The organism is Arthrobacter sp. 49Tsu3.1M3 (assembly GCF_900168135.1).
Taxonomy (GTDB): Bacteria; Actinomycetota; Actinomycetes; order Actinomycetales; family Micrococcaceae; genus Arthrobacter.
The window spans coordinates 1-19188 of the sequence record NZ_FUZD01000010.1; the positions used below are offsets into that span (position 1 = coordinate 1).

Annotated in this window: 13 protein-coding genes and 1 riboswitch; of the genes, 4 read left to right on the forward strand and 9 right to left on the reverse strand. The window is 68.6% G+C overall.

The annotated features are described in order from the left end of the window. Positions 1-508: 508 nt before the first annotated feature. From B5X90_RS12225 to B5X90_RS12235, 3 genes are all read right to left on the reverse strand, one after another. Positions 509-1384, reverse strand: coding sequence for a VOC family protein (locus B5X90_RS12225; protein ID WP_079553390.1), 876 nt, complete (start codon positions 1382-1384; stop codon positions 509-511). Positions 1385-1465: 81 nt separating this feature from the next. Continuing rightward, positions 1466-2566: an amidohydrolase family protein gene (locus tag B5X90_RS12230; protein WP_079553392.1), complete on the reverse strand. Its 1101-nt coding sequence runs from the start codon at positions 2564-2566 to the stop codon at positions 1466-1468. 3 nt (positions 2567-2569) lie between these two features. After that, a complete protein-coding gene (locus B5X90_RS12235) occupies positions 2570-2890 on the reverse strand; it encodes a GNAT family N-acetyltransferase (RefSeq protein ID WP_079553395.1) in 321 nt (106 codons plus the stop codon). A 36-nt stretch (positions 2891-2926) separates the two neighbouring features. Beyond that, a riboswitch (TPP riboswitch) is annotated at positions 2927-3034 on the forward strand. Here B5X90_RS12235 and thiC point away from each other — a divergent pair. After that, positions 3030-4880: a phosphomethylpyrimidine synthase ThiC gene (gene thiC / locus B5X90_RS12240; protein WP_079553397.1), complete on the forward strand. Its 1851-nt coding sequence runs from the start codon at positions 3030-3032 to the stop codon at positions 4878-4880. It overlaps the preceding riboswitch by 5 nt. On the opposite strand, the gene B5X90_RS12245 is transcribed toward thiC, so the two are convergent. Further along, positions 4877-5611 carry an alpha/beta fold hydrolase gene (locus B5X90_RS12245; RefSeq protein WP_079553399.1) on the reverse strand — a complete coding sequence of 245 codons (735 nt, stop codon included), beginning with the start codon at positions 5609-5611 and terminating at the stop codon, positions 4877-4879. The genes thiC and B5X90_RS12245 overlap by 4 nt on opposite strands. Before the next feature lie 71 nt (positions 5612-5682). Beyond that, positions 5683-7272, reverse strand: coding sequence for a signal recognition particle protein (gene ffh, locus B5X90_RS12250; protein WP_028276849.1), 1590 nt, complete (start codon positions 7270-7272; stop codon positions 5683-5685). A gap of 152 nt (positions 7273-7424) precedes the next feature. On the opposite strand from ffh, the gene B5X90_RS12255 reads away from it, so the two are divergent. Further along, complete coding sequence (locus B5X90_RS12255) at positions 7425-8813, forward strand: glucose-6-phosphate dehydrogenase (RefSeq protein WP_079553402.1); 1389 nt, start codon at positions 7425-7427, stop codon at positions 8811-8813. A 221-nt stretch (positions 8814-9034) separates the two neighbouring features. Here the strand turns inward: B5X90_RS12255 and B5X90_RS12260 are convergent, their stop codons facing one another. Continuing rightward, complete coding sequence (locus B5X90_RS12260; RefSeq protein WP_028276847.1) at positions 9035-9373, reverse strand: P-II family nitrogen regulator; 339 nt, start codon at positions 9371-9373, stop codon at positions 9035-9037. Continuing rightward, positions 9370-10737: an ammonium transporter gene (locus B5X90_RS12265; RefSeq protein ID WP_079553404.1), complete on the reverse strand. Its 1368-nt coding sequence runs from the start codon at positions 10735-10737 to the stop codon at positions 9370-9372. Before B5X90_RS12265 ends, B5X90_RS12260 begins: the two co-directional genes overlap by 4 nt. 250 nt (positions 10738-10987) lie before the next feature. On the opposite strand from B5X90_RS12265, the gene B5X90_RS12270 reads away from it, so the two are divergent. After that, positions 10988-12238 carry an MFS transporter gene (locus tag B5X90_RS12270; RefSeq protein WP_079553406.1) on the forward strand — a complete coding sequence of 417 codons (1251 nt, stop codon included), beginning with the start codon at positions 10988-10990 and terminating at the stop codon, positions 12236-12238. A gap of 171 nt (positions 12239-12409) precedes the next feature. Next, on the forward strand, positions 12410-14116 hold the full coding sequence (locus B5X90_RS12275) for a hypothetical protein (RefSeq protein ID WP_256860200.1): 1707 nt from the start codon (positions 12410-12412) through the stop codon (positions 14114-14116). Positions 14117-14193: 77 nt separating this feature from the next. Here the strand turns inward: B5X90_RS12275 and ftsY are convergent, their stop codons facing one another. Together ftsY and smc are read right to left on the reverse strand one after the other, a co-directional pair. Then, positions 14194-15405 carry a signal recognition particle-docking protein FtsY gene (ftsY, locus tag B5X90_RS12280; RefSeq protein WP_079553409.1) on the reverse strand — a complete coding sequence of 404 codons (1212 nt, stop codon included), beginning with the start codon at positions 15403-15405 and terminating at the stop codon, positions 14194-14196. 88 nt (positions 15406-15493) lie between these two features. After that, the gene (gene smc / locus B5X90_RS12285; RefSeq protein ID WP_179129126.1) at positions 15494-19126 is read right to left on the reverse strand and encodes a chromosome segregation protein SMC; all 3633 of its coding nucleotides are present in this window, start codon (positions 19124-19126) and stop codon (positions 15494-15496) included. Positions 19127-19188 lie beyond the last annotated feature (62 nt).

The window sequence follows — 19188 nt, forward strand, 5'->3', positions numbered from 1 at the left end:
CCGGCCTCCGCCGCGAGATCCTGGGCAGTCTCACCCGCGATGAACCGTTCGACCAAGGCGAGCTTGAATTCGAACGAGTACACCTGTTTCGTCGGCTTGGCCATCAGCGCTCCTCGACCATGGATTCTCCACCGCAGATAGAGAAGCTGCACCGGCGAGTGAGACACACCCAGGACCCGAGCCGCCGCTTTATCCGCGATGCCCTTCTCAAACCACGCTACAGCGGCCTCGCGCTGCTCTTCGGATAACGGACTACGTACATGCATAAAACTGCTCCCCGGGAGTCGGAACTGAATTTCTCAGTCCAACTTCCGGGGAGCAGTTCACCGCGAGCAATGGACATGTGGCGACTATGTCCATTCTCGGCCGCGAGCAAGGGACATGTTCCAAAGACCCGCTTGCGAGCAATGGGCATGTTCCGGAGTCCTGCAGTCGAACGATGGGCATGTCCAGCGGGAAGCCGTGCGCGCTGGACATGTCCAGCGAACAGCTTTGCCGGGCAGAACTTCTAGCGCACGGCGACGCGGATCCGGTTGCGCCACGGATCCTCGAAGCGCAGTTCGGCGCCCGTGTGGTGGGATTCGACGCCGGCGACCTTGAGCCGGTCGGCCAGGCCCGCGACGTCATCGCCGGAGGGCACTTCGATGAGGACCTCGCCCAGGCCCAGCGTGTCGCGGCGGGGGCCCGCGCCGCGGCTGTTCCAGACATTCATGGCCATATGGTGGTGGTAGCCGCCGGCCGAGACGAACAGCGCCTGGCCGTGCCAGCCCGCGGTCTTCTCGAAGCCGAGCGTGCCGACATAGAAATCATGCGCCGATTGGACATCGCCGACCTGCAGGTGGACGTGCCCGACGCCGGCGGCGGCCTGGCGCTGGCCGGCCACGGATTCCTCGGTCAGGTATTGCTGGAGATAGCGCTGCGGCGGCAGGGCGAGGCTGTCCATGACGACATTCTTGCCCTCCCAGGACCACGCCGCCCGCGGCCGGTCCCAGTACAGCTCGATGCCGTTACCTTCGGGGTCGTTGAAGTAGAAGGCCTCGCTGACGAGGTGGTCCGCGCTGCCGGTGAAGGACTGGGGCTCGTACTGGGCCGCACTGGCAACGGTGGCCGCCAGGGAGTGCTGGTTCTCGAAGAGGAGGGCGGTGTGAAAGAGCCCGGCCTCGCCGCGGGAAGGAAGATTCAGGCCAGGGGCAGGAGCCAGATGCACCAGCGGCTTCTGCTGGCGCCCAAGGTAGAGCCCGCCGTCCTGTTCGGCCACAGCCTCCAGGCCGAGGGCGCGCTGGTAGTAGTCGGTCATCAGCTTCATGTCGCCGACCTTGAGCATCACGGTGCCCATGGTGAGTTCGGCAGGAAGGAGGTTCTGGGTGCTGGCTTCTGCGGTCATGGCAACGCTCCGTGGATTCTGTAGCCACCGGCCTTCGGCGACTCTACATAAAGATAAATTACTTGAAGCTTCAATTTATTCCTAACGGCCGCCTGACGCCCGGTCCAGCGGGACCCCGCGCAGCACGATGCGCCGGATCTGACGGAGCGTGGCCGGATTGCTCCGCGGATCCTCGGCGGTGACGAGGACATCGGCGCTTGCCCCTTCGCCGATGGAGTCCGCGCCGAGCCAGGTCCGCGCGGACCAGCTGGCGGCGTTGAGGGCGTCAGCGGCGGGGAGGCCGGCGGCGTGCAGGGCCTGGATTTCGTCCACGATCCTGCCATGGCTGATCACGCTGCCGGCGTCGGTACCGGCGTAGATCTTCACCCCAGCTTCGTGGGCTTCGAGGATCCGCTCCGCCCGTCGCTCCCACAGCGAGCGCATGTGGGCTGCGTAGCGGGGGAACTTGGCCTCCGCCCGGGCCGCGATGTCCGGGAACGTGGCGATGTTGATCAGGGTGGGCACGATCGGAACACCCTGTCCGAGGAAGCGCGGCAGGTGCCGCGGCAATAGCCCGGTGGCGTGTTCAATGCAGTCGATCCCGGCGTCGAGCATGTCATCAAGGGTGTCTTCGGCGAAGCAGTGTGCGGTGACGCGGGCCCCCTCATCGTGGGCGGCCCGGACAGCGTCCTTGACCGTCCGGGCGGGAAAGCTGGCGGCAAGATCGCCGGCGTCACGGTCGATCCAGTCCCCCACGAGCTTGACCCAGCCGTCGCCCGCGCGGGCCTGCTTCCGCGCAGCCTCGACGAGATCCTCCGGCTCGACCTCGACGGCGAGGCCCGGCAGGTAGCGCCGGGTCCTCGCGAGGTGCCTGCCCGCGCGGATGATCCGGGGAAGGTCCGCGCGTTGCTGGAGCCAGCGGGTGTCGTGGACGGCGCCGGCATCGCGGATCAGCAGCGTCCCGGCGTTGCGGTCCGCCAGGGCCTGGGATTCCGCGGTGTCCTCGGAAACGTCCCCGCCCGGGCCGAGGCCGATGTGGCAGTGTGCGTCCACGAGGCCGGGCATGACCCAGCCGTCCAGCACGAGCTCCGGCGCGGCCGCGGGCCGGCGAAAGGTCAACCGGCCTTCCACCGACCACAACCCGTGTCGGACCTGGTCCGCCGCCGTGAGGATGGGCCCGCTGAACTCGATAATGCTGGTCATGGCCTAAAGCCTAATCCGCATGGCAATCCGCGGGCCCAGATCATCCAGCCCCAGCTGAGCTTCGTGGATCCGCAGGGCTGCCACCGCCGGCCCCGGCCGGGCGATTTCCTCGAACCCGCAGCCCGCGTACAACGGCGCGTTGAACGGGACGCCTGCGAAAGTGCAAAGCGTCATCCATGAATAGCCGCGGCCTCGGGCCGCATCGAGGGCCGCCTCCACCAGCGACCGTCCGATCCCCCGCCTGGCAAAGTCCGGCTGCACGGAGAGTTGCTCCAGATGGGCCTGGCCGCCGAGTTCGTCACCGCGGTCCGCCGTGCGCGTCACACTCGACCGCCGGCCGGAGGTGCGTGGTAGCTTCGTCTACGACCACACGGGTGCCCCTGCAGGGGCTGAGATCGGGCTGACGCAGCCTGCGACCGTTGAACCTGTCCGGGTAATGCCGGCGAAGGAAGTGAGTATTTCCGTGAACACCCAAGTGACACAGCACAGCCCTGCCCACGATCAGTCAGCACCCGCTGGGTCTGCCCAGCATGTGTCTGACCCCAGCCAGCCTCCGGCCCCCACACAGTCCCTGAAGTCCCACTCGCTGGCCTTCAGCACGGACCCGGACCACGGGATCCGCGTGCCGGTGACCGAGATCGCCCTGGAACCCTCCCCGGGCGGTGTCCGGAACCCGCCGTTCCGGGTGTACCGCACGGCCGGGCCGGGCAGCGATCCGGTCCGCGGGCTGGAGCCGTTCCGCACCCCCTGGATTGAGGCCAGGGCGGACACCGAACCCTACGCCGGCCGGGAACGGGAGCTGCTCGACGACGGCAAATCGGCGGTGCGCCGCGGTGCGGCGTCGGCCGAGTGGCGGGGCGGCCGGCCGGTGCCGCGCCGGGCCGTTGAGGGCAGGACCGTCACGCAGATGCGCTACGCCCGCGACGGTGTCATCACCCAGGAAATGCGGTTCGTCGCGCTGCGCGAGAACTGCGATGTGGAGCTGGTGCGCAGCGAGGTGGCCGCGGGCCGCGCGATCATTCCCAACAACGTCAACCACCCCGAATCCGAGCCGATGATCATCGGCAAGGCGTTCCTGGTGAAAATCAACGCCAATATCGGCAACTCCGCCGTGACCAGCTCCATCGCCGAGGAAGTCGACAAACTCCAGTGGGCCACGCAGTGGGGCGCGGACACCGTCATGGACCTCTCCACCGGGGACGACATCCACACCACGCGCGAGTGGATCATCCGCAACTCCCCCGTCCCCATCGGAACGGTCCCGATCTACCAGGCGCTGGAGAAGGTCAACGGCGAGGCGAACGCCCTGACCTGGGAGATCTTCCGGGACACCGTGATCGAACAGTGCGAGCAGGGCGTGGACTACATGACCATCCACGCCGGCGTGCTGCTGCGGTATGTGCCCCTGACGGCCAACCGGGTCACCGGCATCGTGTCCCGCGGCGGTTCCATCATGGCCGGCTGGTGCCTGGCGCACCACCGGGAGAACTTCCTGTACACCCACTTCGATGAGCTGTGCGAGGTCTTCGCACGCTACGACGTCGCGTTCTCCCTGGGCGACGGGCTGCGGCCGGGCGCGACGGCGGACGCCAACGACGCGGCACAGTTCGCCGAACTGGACACCCTGGCCGAGCTGACGCAGCGGGCCTGGGCCTTCGACGTGCAGGTCATGGTGGAGGGCCCCGGGCATGTGCCCTTCCACCTCGTCCGGGAAAACGTGGAGCGCCAGCAGGAACTCTGCAAGGGCGCCCCGTTTTACACGCTCGGGCCGCTCGTAACGGACATCGCGCCGGGCTATGACCACATCACCTCGGCGATCGGCGCAACCGAGATCGCCCGCTACGGCACCGCCATGCTCTGCTACGTCACGCCCAAGGAACACCTCGGGCTGCCGAACAAGGACGACGTGAAGACGGGCGTGATCACTTACAAGATCGCGGCCCATGCCGCCGACCTCGCCAAGGGCCACCCCGGCGCCCACGAACGCGACGATGCCCTGTCCAAGGCAAGGTTCGAGTTCCGCTGGCGGGACCAGTTCGCGCTGTCCCTGGACCCGGTCACGGCCGAGGCCTTCCATGATGAGACGCTTCCCGCGGAGCCGGCCAAGACAGCCCACTTCTGCTCGATGTGCGGTCCGAAGTTCTGCTCCATGCGGATCAGCCAGGACATCCGGGACGAATACGGTTCAGCGGATTCGCAGGCCGCCCGTGCCGAGATGGCGGCCGGAATGCGGGCGAAGAGCAGCGAGTTCCTCGCCGCGGGCGGCAAGGTCTACCTGCCGCAGCCCTCGGTGGGAGGACCCGCAGCCTCCTAGGAGGCCCGGGCGTGCTGGCGCCGGCTGACCTCGGCAATGTAGGAGCGGATGGCCCGGTCCCCTTCGGCTGAATCCTGGGGCCGGTGCCCTCCCGGCGCCGTGCGGTGCAGGGCCCCGGTCTCGCGCAGGTAGCCGGCGATTTCCTCATAGAGAGGTTCCCAGCCGCCGGTCAGCACCAGGGTCGGCACGCCCGGCACGATCTGCAGCGGGGCTTCCCACGGCGGCGCCTGCAGGCGGAGCCGGCGCGCAGCCCGGAGGGCCTCCGGCGTCGTGGCCCCGGGGGCGTCCGCCGCGAATGCGCGGCGGATGAACTCCCGCTGGAAGTCGTCGTCGCTGAGGTTGTGCCGGACGTCGAAGAGCGGCTGCATGAGGGCCCGGTGCGCGGCGGTGGCCGGGAGCTCCGCGGTCAGGGACAGGCAGGCCGGTTCCACCAGGGTCAGGGACTGCACGAGGTCGGGCCGTTCGACGGCGGCCATCATCGCCGCGATCGCGCCCTGCGAATGGGCCACCACATGGCCGCCGGCCTCGCCGCGGCCGTCGTCTGCCAGTGATGCGAGCACGATGGCGGCGTCGGCGGCGAAGTTGGATTCGAGCGGTTCCGCGACGGCGTCAAACCCGTGCCGCCGCAGGAACAGGGCGTCGTAGTCCAGCGCTATTCCGTGCTGTTTTGGCCACGCGGCGGCGCCGAAGCTGCCGTCCCCGTGGACGAAGACTACGCGCTGCTTGAACATTGTCTAACCCTATGGCACTTCAGTGCTGATGCCGTCGGCGACACAGTGCCGGCGGCCGTCAGCACTTGTGGCTACTTGCTGCCGCCGAGGAACTTGTCGAAACCCTTGGGCAGGTTCAGCTGGGACGGATCGAAGTCGCCGCCCTGCTGGCCGAACGACGCGCCGGTGGGCAGCGCCTTGGGGCCGGCAGCACGCCGGGCCTCGGCGTCGCGCAGTTCCTGCGCCGCCTTGGCCGGGTTGCCGGAGCGGGCCTTCTTCTTGGGCGCGGATTTGGCTCCCTTTCGGGCGCCGCCTCCGCCGCCCATGCCGGGCATGCCCGGCATGCCGGGCATGCCGCCGCCGGCGGCCATCTTCTTCATCATTTTCTGGGCCTGGGCAAAACGTTCCAGCAGTCCGTTGACCTCGGAGACGTGCACGCCGGAACCGCGGGCGATGCGGGCCCGGCGGGAGCCGTTGATGATCTTCGGAGCCACGCGCTCGTGCGGGGTCATCGAGCGGACAATGGCCTCGACGCGGTCGATCTCGCGCTCGTCGAACTGCTCCAGCTGCTGGCGGATGTTCTGCGCACCCGGCATCATCATGAGCATTTTCTTCATGGAGCCCATGTTGCGGATCTGCTGCATCTGGGCGAGGAAGTCATCGAGGGTGAAGTCTTCCTGGTCGGCGAACTTCTTCGCCATCCGGGCGGCTTCATCCTTGTCCCAGGACTTCTCGGCCTGCTCGATCAGGGTGAGGACGTCACCCATGTCGAGGATGCGCGAGGCCATGCGGTCCGGGTGGAAGAGCTCGAAGTCGTCCACGCCTTCGCCGGTGGAGGCGAACATGACCGGTTTGCCGGTCACCGACGCGACGGAGAGCGCGGCGCCGCCGCGGGCGTCGCCGTCGAGCTTGGAGAGCACGATGCCGGTGAAGTTGACGCCCTCGTCGAAGGCCAGGGCCGTGTTGACGGCGTCCTGGCCGATCATGGAGTCGATCACGAACAGGACTTCGTTCGGGACGATCGCGCGGCGGATCTGGCGCGCCTGCTCCATCATGTCGGCGTCGACGCCGAGACGGCCGGCGGTGTCCACGATTACGACGTCGTGGAGGGTGCGCTTGGCTTCCTCGACGCCGGCGCGGGCGACGGCGACGGGGTCGCCGGCAGGGTGGTCCAGCTCGGTGGACGTGGCGCCCGGGTGCGGGGCGAAGACGGGCACGCCGGCGCGCTGGCCGACCACCTGCAGCTGGGTGACGGCATTGGGGCGCTGGAGGTCGCAGGCCACCAGCATCGGGCTGTGGCCCTGGGACTTGAGCCACTTGGACAGCTTGCCGGCCAGGGTGGTCTTGCCGGCGCCCTGGAGGCCGGCCAGCATGATGATGGTGGGTCCGGTCTTGGCCAGGCGGATCCGGCGGGTCTCGCCGCCGAGGATCTCGACGAGTTCCTCGTTGACGATCTTCACGATCTGCTGGCTCGGGTTCAGCGCCCCGGAGACCTCGGCGCCGAGGGCACGCTCGCGTACGCGGCCGGTGAACTCCCGGACCACGGGCACAGCCACATCGGCGTCCAGGAGGGCACGCCGGATCTCGCGGACTGTGGCGTCAACGTCCGCCTCGGTCAGGCGGCCCTTGCCACGCAGATTCTTGAAGGTTGCTGTCAACCGGTCAGAGAGTGAATTGAACACGCGCCGTGCACTTCTTTCAGTGGATCTACAGGTGGCGGCCGGTGCGGCACGCCAGCGTCGCGACTGGTATTCGCCTGGACGAACCGCCTCGACAACAGGACTCGACTATCTAGGGTACCAAGATGCGCCTTCAAGATGGCATGCTGGCGTAGGTGACCAGCCAAACAACTGTAAAAACCCTGCTCATCCTGGGCGCTTCCGGCGATCTCACCGGAAGGCTCCTGTTACCGGGACTTGCCCGCCTGGTGGCCCGGGGCCGCGCCGACGGCCTCACCCTGGCGGGAGCGGGATCGGACCCTTGGACGCCGGAGCAGTGGCTTGGCCGGATCGAGGAGGCGTTCGCGGACGAGGACTCCAAGGCCAACGCCCACGGCAAGCGGGTGCTCAAGCGGATCCGCAAGGAGAGCACCTACCACCAGCTTGATGTCACCGCCGAGGGCCAGCTCGCCGGGCTCCTGGCGCAACTGGAGGGGCCCGTGGCGGTCTACTTCGCGCTGCCGCCGCGGGTCAGCCAGCTCGCGTGCGAGGCCCTGGCGCCGGAGGACGTGCCCGCCGGCACCCGGCTGGTCATGGAGAAGCCGTTCGGCTCCGACGAGCAGTCGGCGCGCCACCTGAACAAGACGCTGGCCGCCCTGGCCCCGGAGGACCACATCCACCGCGTGGACCACTTCCTGGGCAAGGCAACGGTCCTGAACATCCTTGGCCTGCGCTTCGCGAACACGTTCCTGGAGCCGGTGTGGAACCGGCAGAACATCGAAAAAATCGAGATCATCTTCGACGAGGACCTCGCCCTCGAAGGCCGTGCCCGCTATTACGACGGCGCCGGGGCGCTCCGCGACATGATCCAGAGCCACCTGCTTCAGATCATGGCCCTGATGGCAATCGAGCCGCCGGCATCCGTGGACGAACGCGATCTTCGCGATGCCGTGGCCACCGTCCTGCGGGCCAGCAGCATTAAGGCCCCCTACCGCCAAAGCAGCCGCCGGGCCCGGTACACGGCGGGTTCGATCAACGGCCGGGACATTCCGGACTACGCCAAGGAGGCGGGCGTGGACGCGTCCAGGGGTACTGAAACCCTCGCCGAGGTGCAGGTGGAGATCGACAACTGGCGCTGGCAGGGCGTGCCGTTCATCCTGCGCTCGGGCAAGGCGCTGGGCCAGAAACGCAAGGAGGCCGTGGTGACCTTCCGGCCCGTGCCGCACCTTCCGAAGGGGTTCACCGGTGTGGACTCCCCCAACCAGCTGCGGATCGGCTTTGGCCCGGACACGCTGCAGTTCGACGTCGACGTGAACGGACCGGGCAATGTCCTGAGCCTGGACCGGGCCACGCTGCAGGCCGAACTGAGCGCCTCCGAACTCCTCCCCTACGGTGAAGTGCTCGAGGGCGTGCTGACCGGGGATCCGCTGCTCTCGGTGCGGGCGGATACGGCCGAAGACTGCTGGCGCATCCTGGCGCCGGTGCTGAAATCCTGGACCGCCGGACATGTCCCGCTGGAGGAGTATCCGGCCGGGACCCCGGGGCCGGAGGGCTGGCCGGCCTAGATTCGTCGCAGCCGAGCCCGCGCAGGTCCGGCGGCGCGCCGGAGCCGCTCCGGGCCGACCAGGCAGTAACGACACAGCAGCAACGACCAGGCAGCAACGACACAGCGGGCCGGATACCTTCTCAGGTATCCGGCCCGCTGTGTCAGTGCCGTGTCAGTGCCGGGTCAGGGCCGTGTCAACGCCCTGCCCGTCTCCCGTTCCCGGGGCGGAGCGGGGAGCAGCTAGATCGCCGCCGAACCGCGCTCTCCGGTGCGGACCCTGACAGCCTCGAACACATCCATCGTCCAGACTTTGCCGTCGCCGGCCCGGCCGGTGTTGGAACTGGCGATGATGACATCCAGGATGTCGTCCGCCTGTTCATCGGTGGCCAGGACTTCGACCCGGATCTTGGGCAGCAGGTCCACGTTGTACTCGGCCCCGCGGTACACCTCGGTGTAGCCGCGCTGCCGCCCGTAGCCGCTGGCTGCGCTGACCGTGAGGCCCTGCACACCGTAGGCTTCCAGGCCTTCGCGAATAGCCTCAAGCTTTTCCGGTCGGACGATTGCCGTGATCAGTTTCATGCCCCCACACTTTCCTTGCCCGTTGCGTTCTGCTTGCCGTTGGACTCTGCGTCCACCGTCACTTCGTCGGCTGCCTCTTCGCTCATCGGCTTGCCCGTGATCAGTTCGTGCAGCGGCTGGAAGCTGCCGCCGTGCCCGCCGACGCCGAACTCGTAGGCGGTCTCTGCGTGCAGGCTCAGGTCCACACCGACAACTTCCTGTTCCTGCGAGACCCGGAAGCCCATGAACTTGTGGATAGGGAAGGCGATGATGAAGGTCATCACGGCGGTGAAGACGATGGCCATCAGTGCCGCGAGGCTCTGGGCGACCAGCTGCGTGGTGCCGCCGCCGTAGAACAGGCCCGCGGCGCCCTGGGTCGGCGTGGCCAGGAAGCCGATTGCGACCGTGCCGATAACACCGGAGACGAGGTGGACGCCGACGACGTCGAGCGAGTCGTCGTAGCCGAACTTGAACTTCAGGCCGACGGCGAGCGCCGAGGCCACACCGGCTGCGACGCCGAGGGCGATCGCACCCAGCGGGGAGACGTTGGCGCAGGCCGGGGTGATGGCAACCAGGCCGGCGACCACGCCGGAGGCGGCACCGAGGGAGGTCGGGTGACCGTCGCGGAAGCGCTCCACGGCAAGCCAGCCGAGCATGGCGGCGGCCGGGGCGGCCAGGGTGTTGATCCAGATCAGGCCGGCCTGCTCCACAGTGGCGGCGGCACCGGCGTTGAAGCCGAACCAGCCGAACCACAGGATTGCGGCGCCGAGCATGACGAACGGAATGTTGTGCGGGCGGTGGTTCGGGTCCTTGCCGAAGCCCTTGCGGTTACCGATGATCAGGACCAGGATCAGGCCGGCGACGCCGGCGTTGATGTGGACCACGGTGCCGCCGGCGAAGTCGATGACCGGCGCGAACGTCTGGCCGAACCAGCCACTGGCGGAGAAGAGTCCTCCACCCCAGACCATGAAGGCGAGCGGCGCGTAGACCAGGGTGGCCCAGATGGGCGTGAAGACCACCCAGGCGGAGAACTTGGCGCGGTCGGCGACCGCACCGGAGATCAGGGCCACCGTGATGATCGCGAAGGTGGCCGCGTAGCCGACCTTGAGCAGGTCAGCCGGTTCGGTGAAGCCGTGCAGGCCGAAGTGGCTGAACGGGTTGGCGAAGATCTGGTAGAAGTTGTCTTCGTTGCTCGTAGCCATCGAAGCGCCCCACAGGATCCACATGATGCTGACGGTTCCAATGGCGACGAAGCTCATCATCATCATGTTCAAAGCCGACTTGGCGCGGGTCATGCCGCCGTAGAAGAATGCCAGGCCCGGGGTCATGAACAGCACGAGTGCCGCGGCGACCAGGAGCCAAACGAGACCTGCGGTGAGTTCCATGGTCTACGTCCTCTCTTGCTATTAGGTGCGGAGTTGTCCGCCGGTCCCAACGCATTTATTTGCGTTCTAGAAAGAGTTTCGCGGGGCCGTGTTTCGCTGGCGGAGGATTTACATTGCCGGGTTGTTACAAGAACCTCCCGGACGTAAATGGTGCATCTCACACTTGTTACGGTTATGTTTCAGCGGATTATTTTCGCGCTTGACGGACCCGCCGCCTGCGGGCCCGCATCTTCCCAAGGACGAACGCATTATGAGCAAGACCTCCCGCCCCGCCGGCGACGCCGCAGCCGAGGTGCCCGCCCGGGCCCCGGGCCGTTCCCGGCTGCCCCGGGACATCAAGGTGATGCTGGTGGCGGCCTTCCTGATTGCGATCGGCTTCGGCCTCGTGGCACCGGTTCTGCCCCAGTTCGCCACCACGTTCGACGTCGGGGCGACCGCGGCCGCCGTGATCGTGAGCATCTTCGCTTTCATGCGGCTCGTCTTCGCACCGGCCGCGGGCACCCTGATCGTGAAGCTGGGCGAACGGCCGGTCTATGTGGCCGGACTGCTGATCGTCGCGGTGTCCACGGCCGCCTGCGCCTTCGCCCAGAATTACTGGCAGCTGCTGGTCTTCCGCGGCCTTGGCGGGGCTGGTTCGGTGATGTTCACGGTGGCGTCCATGGCGCTCGTGGTCCGGCTCGCGCCGCCGGAAAGCCGCGGCCGGGTCTCCGGGGCCTACGCCTCCGCCTTCCTGATCGGCAACGTCTGCGGCCCCATCGTCGGCGGGATGCTCGCCAGCTTCGGCTTGCGGGTGCCGTTCCTGGCCTACGCGGCGGCCCTGGTGCTGGCCGCCGTCGTGGTGCAGACCCAGCTCAGCCATGTCCCTGCCGCCTCGCGGCAGCCCGGCGCCACGGCCCCGGCGATGGAACTGCGGGACGCGTTGCGGGACAGCGCCTACCGGGCCGGCCTGTTTTCGAGCTTTGCCAACGGCTGGGCCACCTTCGGGGTGCGGATGGCCACAGTGCCGCTCTTCGCCGTCGTGGCGCTCGGCGCCGGTCCGGAATCGGCAGGCTGGGCCTTGGCGGTGTTTGCCGGCGGCAACGCGGTGGCGCTGACGTTTTCCGGCCGGCTCGCGGACAGCCTCGGCCGCAAGCCGCTCCTGCTGGCCGGGCTGCTGGTTACCGGCACCGCCACGGCGGCCATCGGCTTCACGCACCAGCTGCCCTGGTTCCTGCTCGCCTCCGCCTGCGCCGGGATCGGCTCCGGACTGCTCGGACCGGCCCAGCAGGCCGCCATCGCCGACGTGATTGGCAACGACCGCTCGGGCGGCCGCGTCCTGGCCGTCTTCCAGATGGCCTCCGACAGCGGCGCGATCGTCGGACCGGTGGTGGCCGGGCTGCTGGCGGACCGGCTGGGCTACGGCTGGGCCTTTGGGGTCACTGGCGGCATCCTGTTGGCCGCCGCCGCCGTGTGGTTGCCGGCCCGCGAAACGTTCCGCCGGCCGGCCCCGGACCGCGCCTGACCGCGCCTGACCTGCGGCATTGCCGCCGCTGGCCCGCCGTCGGCAGCGCCGATGCCGGGATCTTGCGAGGGACCGTGCATGGGACGAGGTCCGGGGTCTTCCGGTCAGCGGCGGCCTCCGCCCTTGGCTAAGCTGGGGGCACGTGCCACAAACTTCCGGAGGTAATCCCCCATGGCCAAATTCGACTCTTCCCCCGGGAAAGCCGAAAGCCCCGACCCCGCCCAACCCAACAACCCCGGTAAGAATGCGGCCACAAGCGCGGGAAACAGGAAGCGCGCAGGGCTGATCGCCGGCGCCGGAATTGTCGCCGTCGCCGCAGCGGTACTGGTTCCCCTCGCCCTCGGAAACCCGACGCCGGCACCGCCGGCCGCTTCTTCCCCGGCCACCTCGGCACCGGCGCTCGCCCCTGCCGAGGTGGGACCGCCCGTCACCTACTACGCGCAGCCGGGTCCGCCGGCCGGGTCGCCGCTGGAAAAGGTCGAGCCCCTCAAGGTCGACGTCGCCAGCGACCTCGTGGGCACTTCCCTGAACAAGGGCATGGCGGGAATTTCCCTGGAGGCCACGGATCTGGCCGATCCCGACCTCAGCAGCGACAACGCGTCCATGGTCAAGCTGCTCAAGGAGATTGACCAGCCGGTCCTGCGCTTCGGCGGCAACGCCGTGGACCGGCGTTTCTTCTGGACCTCCAGCGGCGAGGCCGTCCCCGCCGACTACAAGGGCGACAAGACGCACCCGGTCAAGGCCGTGGGCCCGGCAGACCTGGTCCGGCTCAAGACCCTGCTGGACGCCGGCGACGCCAGGGTCAGCCTCACCGTGGATCTGGGCCACTACAACCCGGCGCGGGCGGCGGACATGGCCAAGAACGCCTCGGCGATCCTCGGCGACCGGCTGCTGAGCATCACCGTGGGCAATGAGCCCAACGGCTTCGTGTTCAACGATGTGAAATCCGGCAGCGGCTACAGCCTGGAACAGTACATTCGCGAACTGAAGGACTACGCCAACGCCATCTATGCAGTGGCCCCCAACGTGCCCATCTCCGGCCCGGGTGCCTACGATCAGAAGTGGTGGCAGCCGTTCGTCGATGCGGACCTCCCGCAGAAGAAGATCCTGACGTTCCACCATTACCCGCTCTCCAACTGTGACGGCAGCCTGCCCCAGGATTCGCCTACTCTGGCAAACGCGATGAGCCGAACCATGCACGACCGTGGCGTCAACTACCAGCAGGCGGCCCTCGCGGTGGGTCGTGCCGCCGGCCTGGAAACCTGGATTCCGGAAACCGGGATCTCGGCGTGCCCCGGTTCCAATGAGACCTCACGTACCCACGCATCCGCGCTGTGGGCGGCAGACTATGCCCTCACCGCCGCCCAGCTGGGCATCACCCGCATCGGCTTCCACAGCTCGCTGCTGACGTGCAAGGGCGGCCCGCCCCTGTCCGCCATCTGCAGCGCCGGGGCCTACCCGTTCGGCAATGGCCAGATGTCCGGGCGGGCCAGCTTCTTCGGCATCTCTATGGTGGCCGAGCTCGAGGCCGGCAAGTTCATGAAAGTGAACAGCACCGGAGGCGGCCCGACGTTCAGCTACGCGCTGCAGAACGCCGACGGCAGCACCAGCGTGGTGATCATCAACGAAAACGATCCCGAAAAGGCCGCGCAGACTTCCGTCACCCTGAACCTTCCGGGCAAACCGGTCACCGGGACCATGACCCAGCTCAGCGGACCCAGCTACGCAGCCGAGGACCAGACCGTGATCGATGGCGCCAAGACCGAGCCCACGCCCCTCGCCAAGCGCGCCACGGTGCCCGGCTTCGCGTTCAAGTCCCAGACGCAGCAGTTCAAGCTGACGGCCGGCACAGTGACGGTCCTGAACTTCAAGTACTAGCCGCTTGAACAAAGAGTGCCCCGGTCCTGTCTGAACTGACCAGACAGGACCGGGGCACTCTTTTGTTGCGGTGCGCGCTAGTTCAGCAGCGCGTCCACGAAGCCCTCGGCCTCGAACGGCGCGAGGTCGTCGGCGCCTTCGCCCAGGCCGATCAGCTTCACCGGGACCCCTAGGGATTTCTGGATGGCGACGACGATCCCGCCCTTGGCGGTGCCGTCCAGCTTGGTCAGGACGATCCCGGTGATGTTCACGACCTCGGAGAACACGCGGGCCTGGTTGAGTCCGTTCTGGCCGGTGGTGGCGTCCAGGACCAGCAGCACCTCGTCCACCTCGGCCAGCTTTTCGATGACCCGCTTGACCTTGCTGAGCTCGTCCATGAGGCCCACCTTGTTCTGCAGGCGCCCCGCGGTGTCGATCATGACGACGTCCACTTCCTGGTCGATGCCTGCCTTGACGGCCTCGTAGGCTACCGAGGCCGGGTCCGCGCCGTCGATGTCCGACTTCACGGTGGGCACGCCGACGCGCTGGCCCCACGTGGCCAGCTGCTCGGCGGCGGCGGCGCGGAAGGTGTCCGCCGCGCCCAGCAGCACGTCCTTGTCCTCGGCCACGAGCACGCGGGCGAGCTTGCCCACGGTGGTGGTCTTGCCGACGCCGTTGACGCCGACAACCATCATGACGGCCGGCTTGTCGCCGTGGCGCTCGACGTTCAGGCTCCGGTCCATAGTGGGATCCACGAGCTTGATGAGTTCCTCGCGGAGCAGGGCCTTGACGTGCTCGGGGTCCCGCGTGCCCATCACCTTGACGCGTTCGCGGAGCGAGTCCACGAGCTGCATGGTCGGTTCGGTGCCGAGATCGGCCAGCAGCAGGGTTTCCTCAACCTCATCCCAGACGTTTTCATCGATCTTGTCCGCCGAGAGCAGGGCCAGGAGCCCCTTGCCCAGGATGTTATTGGACTTGACCAGCCGCTCGCGCAGCCGCATCAGCCGCCCAGCCACCGGCAGCGGGGTCTCCACCGGGACGGTTTCCAGCCCGGCTGCGTCGTCCGGAACCTCGGCGGTTGGTTCTTCGAGTTCAACGCCGTCCGGCGAGGTCCGTGCCGGTGCCGGTGTCTGCGCGGGACGCTCCTCCACAAGGGTTCCGGCTCCCGGGGCCTGCACGGGGTCGTTGGCGTCACGCGGGCCGGTGTAGGTCTTGGCGCTCTTCCGGGACTTCATGAGCACCGGGATCAGCACACCGAGAACCACCAGGACAGCGAAAATGGGCAGAATGATGGGGAGGATATCGTTCACTCCCCTAGCTTCTCACAAACCCCAAATGGGCCGTGGCCAGCGCTTTTGCCGCGCGTGGACGCCGTCCTGCCGTGACCCGGACGTTTGCCTAGATCTCCGCGGTGAGCCGCTGGCTGATCACCGTGGAGACGCCGTCGCCGCGCATTGTGACGCCATAGAGGGCGTCGGCGACTTCCATAGTGCGCTTCTGGTGCGTGATGACGATCAGCTGGCTGGATTCGCGGAGTTCTTCGAAGATGGTGATGAGCCGGCCCAGGTTGGTGTCATCGAGCGCTGCCTCGACCTCGTCCATGACGTAGAAGGGCGAGGGCCGTGCCTTGAAGATGGCCACCAGCAGCGCCACGGCCGTCAGGGAGCGTTCGCCGCCGGAAAGCAGCGAGAGCCGCTTGATCTTCTTGCCGGCCGGGCGGGCTTCGACCTCGATGCCGGTGGTGAGCATGTCCGTGGGGTCGGTCAGGACCAGCCGGCCCTCGCCGCCGGGGAACAGCCGGGCGAAGACGCGGACAAACTGCCGGGAGGTGTCCTCGAACGCCTCGGCGAAGACTTTCTGGACGCGGTCGTCGACTTCCTTGATGATGTCCAGCAGGTCCTTGCGGCTGGACTTCAGGTCTTCGAGCTGGGTGCTGAGGAACTGGTGGCGCTCCTCAAGCGCGGCGAACTCCTCGAGCGCCAGCGGGTTGACCTTGCCCAGGGCCGCGAGGTCGCGTTCGGCGCGTTTGAGCCGTTTTTCCTGTTCCGCCCGAACGAAGGGCTTGCCCTCGGAAATCTCGCGGCCGTCCTCGTCCACCGGGGCGCGCAGTGCGGCCCACTTGTCCCCCGAGTCGGCGGCAGGGACCGGGACGGGCAGATCCGGTCCGTAGTCGGCCACGAGCTGCTCGGCAGTCAGCCCGAGCTCCTCCACGCTCTTTAGTTCCAGCGCCTCGATCCGCAGCCGCTGCTGCGTGCGGGCGAGCTCGTCGCGGTGCACGGAGTCAGTGAGTTCGGCCAGTTCGCGGGCCAGTGCGTCGTTGCCGCTGCGGACCCCGGCCAGTTCCCGGTCCATGGCGTCCTTGCGTTCCTCGGCGCTGTCCCGCTCCCGGCGGGCCAGCTCCACGGACACGTCGATGAATCCGATGACCTGCTGCGCGGCCACGGCGACGGCGGCGGCGCGCCGGGCCTGGAGCCGCCGGCGGCGGGCACGTTCCGCGGCTTCCTCGCGGGCGCGGCGTTCGGTGGCGGCGGCCCGTTCCAGCGACGCCGCCCGGTTGCGGGTGGCCGTGAGCTGTTCCTCGGCGCTGCGCAGCGCGAGCCTGGCCTCCATCTCGGCCGTGCGGGCCAGCGAGGCGGCCAGGGCCAGGGCATCCCGGTGCTCCGGGGACGGTTCCTGCTCTGCGGGGGCCTCTGAGGCCGCGGCGAGCCGGGCGGCCACCGCTTCCAGCGCACTTTGTTCGCTGACAATCTGGGCCTCAGCCCTGGCCAGGGACGCGGCCAGCCGCTCACTTTCGGCGACGGCGCTGCGCAGCACCGCGTTCAGGTGGCCCAGGCGTTCGGCGACGGCCGCGAGTTTCGCGTCGGAGTCGTGGAGTTTCGCGAGGGCCGCGTCGGCACGGTCCTGGGCTTCGGCGCGCCGGGTCCGGGCGGTGGAGAGTGCGAAGCGGTTGCGTTCGAGCGCGGCGGTGACGGCTGCCAGCTTCGACGCGGCGTCGTCGACAGCGGCCTGGACTTCCAGCAGCGACGGCGCCGACGCGGACCCCCCGGTCACGGTCAGCGCCGTGAAGACGTCCCCGCTCCGGGTCACGGCGGTCAGCTCGGGACGCGCGGCGATCAGCTGCGCCGCGGCATCCAGGTCCTCGACGACGGCGATGCCGGCCAGCAGGACGGGCAGCGGCAGACCGGCGGCGTCCGGTGACGCAGCCGATACCAGCCCGGCGGCCCAGCGCGCGCCCGCGGGAAGCGTGCCGCCGCCGGTTAACGCATCGGCCGACAGCGCATCGGCCAGCGGCGGGGACCCGGCCGGGGGGCCGGCCAGCAGCAGCGCGGCACGGCCGGCGTCGTCCGCGCGCAGCAGCCGCACGGCAGCGGCGGCCGTCTGCTGGTCCCGGACCACCACGGCGTCGGACGCGCTGCCGAGTGCGGCGGCGACGGCGGCCTCGAATCCGGGATCCACGGTGATCATGGATGCCAGCGATCCCAGCACCCCGTCGGCCAGGTCCCCGGCTGCCGCGCCGAGCACATGCCCGGAGCCGTCTTTGCGGTTCAGGCCCAGCTGGAGGGCATCACGGCGGGCCATGAGGGCCCCGCGTTCCCGCTCGCCTTCACGCTCGGCCGCCTTCAGGGCGTCAATTTCGGCGATGATGGTTTCGAGGGCCTCGCTCGCGGCCTCGTAGTCGGCGTCGAGCGATTCCTCGCCGTCCTCGACCCCTGCGACCTGCGCTTCCAGGGCCGTGAACTCGCTCTGCGCCTTCCGGCGGCGCTCCTCGCCGGCCTTTTGCGATTCGCGGAGGCGGCCGAGCTCGGACTGGGCAGACTCGACGCGGGACCGTGCCGCGCCGACCTGCCCGGCGAGCTTGGCCAGGCCTTCACGCCGGTCCGCGGCGGCCCGGAGCAGGGCCGCGAGCCGCTTGTCTTCGGCGGCGGCGGCCTGTTCGGCGTCGTGTTTGGCGGCTGTCGCGGCGTCCAGGGCCCCGGTGCGGTCCAGGATCTGCCGTTCCAGCCCGGCCTGCTCGTCGCGGACGCGGGCGGCCTGCTGCTCCAGCTGGTCCGGGTCCCGGCCGGTGTCCGGGACCACGTCCCCGGCGCCGAGCAGGCGGCGGCGTTCCTCGGCGAGCGAGCCGAGGGAACGGAGCCGTTCGCGCCCGGTGGAGAGCGAATACCAGTTATCCCGCGCGGCGTTCAGCGCGGGCGTGGCCTCGGCTGCGAGCCCTTCGAGGACGGCCTGCCGCTGCCGTCCGGCCTCGAGGTCGCGTTCGACGACGGCGCGGCGTGCCTTGAGCGCCGATTCATCCGCCACGTCCTGCGCCAGCGCGGACTGCAGCTGGACGATGTCGTCGGCCAGGAGCCGCGAGCGGGCGTCGCGGACCTCGAACTGGACGCTCTGGGCGCGCCGGGCCACTTCGGCCTGTTTGCCCAGCGGGGTCAGCTGCCGCCGGATTTCGCCGGTGAGGTCGCTGAGCCGGGACAGGTTGGCCTGCATGGCTTCGAGTTTGCGGACGGTCTTTTCCTTGCGGCGGCGGTGTTTGAGGATGCCGGCGGCCTCCTCGATGAAGCCGCGCCGGTCCTCGGGGGTGGCGTGCAGGACCTTGTCCAGCTGGCCCTGGCCGACAATCACGTGCATCTCGCGGCCCAGGCCCGAGTCGGAGAGCAGCTCCTGGATATCGAGCAGCCGGCATCCCGCGCCGTTGATGGCATATTCCGAGCCGCCGGTCCGGAACAGCGTGCGCGAGATCGTGACCTCGCTGTATTCGATCGGGAGGGCGCCGTCGCTGTTATCGATGGTCAGCGAGACGTGTGCCCGGCCCAGGGGCGGCCGGCCCGAGGTGCCGGCGAAAATCACGTCTTCCATCTTGCCGCCGCGGAGGGTCTTGGCTCCTTGTTCGCCCATGACCCAGGCCAGCGCATCCACCACGTTGGATTTGCCCGAGCCGTTGGGGCCCACCACGGCGGTGACGCCGGGTTCGAATTCAAAGGTCGTCGCTGAGGCGAACGATTTGAATCCCCGGACGGTCAGACTTTTCAGGTGCAAGGTGCTTCGGTTCTCCTGGTCGGCGGACTGTCCCGCTGTCCGACGAAAGCATGATTCGGACG